Source organism: Desulfobaccales bacterium, assembly GCA_041648175.1.
Lineage (GTDB): Bacteria > Desulfobacterota > Desulfobaccia > Desulfobaccales > 0-14-0-80-60-11 > 0-14-0-80-60-11.
In genome coordinates this window covers 1-4,987 of record JBAZPO010000050.1, presented here as the reverse complement: position 1 = coordinate 4,987, position 4,987 = coordinate 1, and the positions used below count along the sequence as shown (strand labels likewise).

General features: G+C 56.0%; 2 rRNA genes. Both read right to left on the bottom strand.

The window, feature by feature from the left end:
* A 23S ribosomal RNA gene (locus tag WC600_18660) occupies window positions 1-2,838 on the bottom strand; the annotation flags it as partial.
* Between the two features lie 419 nt (window positions 2,839-3,257).
* Window positions 3,258-4,777: ribosomal RNA gene (locus WC600_18655) — 16S ribosomal RNA — on the bottom strand.
* Window positions 4,778-4,987: the final 210 nt, after the last annotated feature.

Sequence of the window (4,987 nt, the reverse complement as noted above, 5' to 3'; positions counted from 1 at the left end):
AGGGACCGAACTGTCTCACGACGTTCTAAACCCAGCTCGCGTGCCGCTTTAATGGGCGAACAGCCCAACCCTTGGGACCTACTCCAGCCCCAGGATGCGACGAGCCGACATCGAGGTGCCAAACCATCCCGTCGATATGGACTCTTGGGGAAGATCAGCCTGTTATCCCCGGGGTACCTTTTATCCGTTGAGCGACGTCGCTTCCACATGCCGACGCCGGATCACTAGTTCCGACTTTCGTCCCTGCTCGACATGTCTGTCTCACAGTCAAGCTCCCTTGTGCACTTACACTCAACACCTGATTGCCAACCAGGCTGAGGGAACCTTTGAGCGCCTCCGTTACATTTTAGGAGGCAACCGCCCCAGTTAAACTACCCATCAGGCACTGTCCCTGATCCGGATCACGGACCTAGGTTAGACATCTAGTACGACCAGAGTGGTATTTCAACGATGACTCCACAACCACTGGCGTGGCCGCTTCACAGTCTCCCACCTATCCTACACAAGCCGAACCAAACACCAATACCAAACTATAGTAAAGGTCCCGGGGTCTTTCCGTCCTGCCGCGCGTAACGAGCATCTTTACTCGTAGTGCAATTTCGCCGAGTCCACGGTTGAGACAGCGCCCAAGTCGTTACTCCATTCGTGCAGGTCGGAACTTACCCGACAAGGAATTTCGCTACCTTAGGATGGTTATAGTTACCACCGCCGTTTACTGGGGCTTAAATTCTCCGCTTCGGTGTTACCACCTAACAGGTCCTCTTAACCTTCCAGCACCGGGCAGGAGTCAGTCCGTATACATCGTCTTACAACTTCGCACGGACCTGTGTTTTTAGTAAACAGTCGCTTGGGCCTGGTCTCTGCGGCCATCACCGCTTCCCCGCGCAAGGCGGTTCACGGATCCGGCCCCCCTTCTCCCGAAGTTACGGGGGCATTTTGCCGAGTTCCTTAACCATGGTTCGCTCGATCGCCTTAGTATTCTCTACCTGATCACCTGAGTCGGTTTGGGGTACGGGCGGCGCATAGCTCGCTAGAGGTTTTTCTCGACAGCATAGGATCACCCACTTCGCCAAACGGCTCCGTATCGTGTCTCAGGCCCGACATCAAAGTCAGCCATCCGGATTTACCTAGATGACACCCTACGCACTTACCCACAGACAACCATCGCTGTGGCTGGGCTACCTTCCTGCGTCACCCCATCGCTTGACTACTACCAGCTCGGGTCCCGCGCTCCCCCACAAGCTCTCACCCCGAAGGGATCGATACTCATGGCTTCGGGCGGTTAGCATCACCAGGTTCGTCATGGGCGCTACTTTGCCGGTACGGGAATATCAACCCGTTGTCCATCGACTACGCCTGTCGGCCTCGCCTTAGGTCCCGACTTACCCAGGGCAGATTAGCTTGACCCTGGAACCCTTGATCATTCGGCGCAGGAGTTTCTCACTCCTGATTCGCTACTCATGCCTGCATTCTCACTCGTGTCGCGTCCACCACTGGATCACTCCGCAGCTTCACTCGCGACACGACGCTCCCCTACCCATCCACACACCTGAACCACAAAGGCTTAGCTATATGTGTGAATGCCATAGCTTCGGCGGATGACTTGAGCCCCGCTACATTGTCGGCGCGGAATCACTTGACCAGTGAGCTATTACGCACTCTTTCAAGGGTGGCTGCTTCCAAGCCAACCTCCTGGTTGTCACTGCGACTCCACATCCTTTTCCACTTAGTCACCGCTTAGGGGCCTTAGCTGATGGTCTGGGCTGTTTCCCTCTCGACTACGGAGCTTATCCCCCGCAGTCTCACTGCCGCGCTCTCACTTACCGGCATTCGGAGTTTGGCTAACGTCAGTAACCTTGTAGGGCCCATTAGCTATCCAGTGCTCTACCTCCGGCAAGAAACACGCGACGCTGCACCTAAATGCATTTCGGGGAGAACCAGCTATCACGAAGTTTGATTGGCCTTTCACCCCTATCCACAGGTCATCCCCTCAGTTTTCAACCTAAGTGGGTTCGGTCCTCCACGCGGTCTTACCCGCGCTTCAACCTGCCCATGGATAGATCACTTCGCTTCGGGTCTTGATCGCGCTACTCAAACGCCCTATTCGGACTCGCTTTCGCTACGGCTACCCCACACGGGTTAACCTCGCAACACAACGCAAACTCGCAGGCTCATTCTTCAAAAGGCACGCCGTCACAACCCCACAAGGAGATCGCTCCGACGGATTGTAGGCACATGGTTTCAGGTACTATTTCACTCCCCGCCAGGGGTACTTTTCACCTTTCCCTCACGGTACTTGTCCGCTATCGGTCATCAAGGAGTATTTAGGCTTAACAGGTGGTCCTGCCAGATTCACACGGAATTTCAGGAGTTCCGTGTTACTTGGGATCCCACTCGACAGAGACGGCCTTACACATACGGGGCTATCACCCTCTACGGCGCGGCTTTCCAACCAACTTCGACTTCAACCGTCTTTTCTTACTGTCTTCCAGCCCGGCAGAACTGGACGAATGGTCCCACAACCCCACACACGCAACCCCTGCCGGGTATCACACGTGCATGGTTTAGCCTCATCCGATTTCGCTCGCCACTACTCTCGGAATCACTTTTGTTTTCTCTTCCTGTGGGTACTGAGATGTTTCACTTCCCCACGTTCCCTCCACACACCCTATATATTCAGGTGCGGGTAACTGGACATGACTCCAGCTGGGTTCCCCCATTCGGACACCCCCGGATCACAGCTCGGTTGCCAACTCCCCAGGGCTTATCGCAGGCTCCTACGTCCTTCATCGGCTCTTGATGCCAAGGCATCCACCATGTGCCCTTCATAGCTTGTCTCACAAACACTCAACAAGAACTACAAAGATCAGCACAACCCACCCCAAACCTACAGGGCGGGTCATGTATCTACGGCGGCGCAATCAACGCCACCGCAAGATGCTCGCGTCCACTATCCAGTTCACAAAGATCGTGTCCACCAACCCCAACCCGCCACCCACAAGGGGCAACGGTGGTGAAGGAGACTCGAAGGTCGACCGCCTCACGGCTGCCTGATCCCTCAAAGCTCAACAGTGTGTCAGACCCACCATCACGCACTGGCGCCTCCAGGTTCCACGCCCCCACCGGACAAGCCGGCGGTGACAGTACTGAGAAGGTCCAGCACCCGATGACGGGTGCCTCATCGACGATTCCACTAGCGAGTAGCACCATCGCTGCACCCGGTGTTGGGCACAGACTCATGGCCACTGACTCCTTAGAAAGGAGGTGATCCAGCCGCACCTTCCGGTACGGCTACCTTGTTACGACTTCGTCCCAATCGCCAGCCCCACCTTCGACGGCTCCCTCCCACAAGGGGTTAGGCCACCGGCTTCGGGTGTTGCCGACTTTCGTGACGTGACGGGCGGTGTGTACAAGGCCCGGGAACGTATTCACCGCAGCGTTGCTGATCTGCGATTACTAGCGACTCCGACTTCATGGGGTCGAGTTGCAGACCCCAATCCGAACTGAGACCGGCTTTTTGGGATTCGCTCCCCCTCACGGGATCGCAGCCCTTTGTACCGGCCATTGTAGCATGCGTGAAGCCCTGGACATAAGGGGCATGATGACTTGACGTCATCCCCACCTTCCTCCGAGTTGACCCCGGCAGTCTCCTATGAGTCCCCACCATAACGTGCTGGCAACATAGGACGAGGGTTGCGCTCGTTGCGGGACTTAACCCAACATCTCACGACACGAGCTGACGACAGCCATGCACCACCTGTACACCGACTAAAAGGGGCTACATCTCTGCAGCTTTCCGGTGTATGTCAAACCCAGGTAAGGTTCTTCGCGTTGCATCGAATTAATCCGCATGCTCCGCCGCTTGTGCGGGCCCCCGTCAATTCCTTTGAGTTTTAGCCTTGCGGCCGTACTCCCCAGGCGGGGCGCTTAATGCGTTAGCTGCGGCACGGAATCCGTGGAATGGACCCCACACCTAGCGCCCAACGTTTACGGTGTGGACTACCAGGGTATCTAATCCTGTTCGCTCCCCACACTTTCGCTCCTCAGCGTCAGGATATTCCCAGAGAACCGCCTTCGCCACCGGTGTTCCTCCTGATATCTGCGCATTTCACCGCTACACCAGGAATTCCGTTCTCCCCTGAATACCTCTAGTCTGCCCGTATCGAAAGCAAGCACCGAGTTAAGCCCGGTGTTTTCACTCCCGACGCGACAAACCGCCTACGAGCCCTTTACGCCCAATAATTCCGGACAACGCTCGCACCCTACGTATTACCGCGGCTGCTGGCACGTAGTTGGCCGGTGCTTCTTCTGTACCTACCGTCACTTTCGCTTCGTCGGTACTGAAAGAGGTTTACAACCCGAAGGCCGTCATCCCTCACGCGGCGTTGCTGGATCAGGCTTCCGCCCATTGTCCAATATTCCCCACTGCTGCCTCCCGTAGGAGTCTGGGCCGTGTCTCAGTCCCAGTGTGGCCGGTCACCCTCTCAGGCCGGCTACCCGTCGAAGCCTTGGTAGGCCATTACCCCACCAACAAGCTGATAGGCCGCGAGCACATCCCCCACCGAAATAACTTTCCACCACCATCGGATGCCCGAAGTGGTCGTATCCGGTATTAGACCCCGTTTCCGAGGCTTATCCCAAAGTGAGGGGCAGATTACTCACGTGTTACTCACCCGTTCGCCGCTCGTGTACCCCCGAAAGGGCCTTACCGCTCGACTTGCATGTGTTAAGCACGCCGCCAGCGTTCGTCCTGAGCCAGGATCAAACTCTCCGTTGAAAACAACACCCACACACCAGAAAACTGATGCGCGGAAAAAGAGATGCCTGACAAGACGAAACTGACATATTGTCAGAATCATTGTCTTACCAAAGAAACCATCAACCAACACAACCCCCACAAAGAGGATCACGCCGGCCGACGGGGCATAACAAACTAATTCGTCGACTATGACACACTGTTGAGTTCTCAAGAATCAGACGCACACGG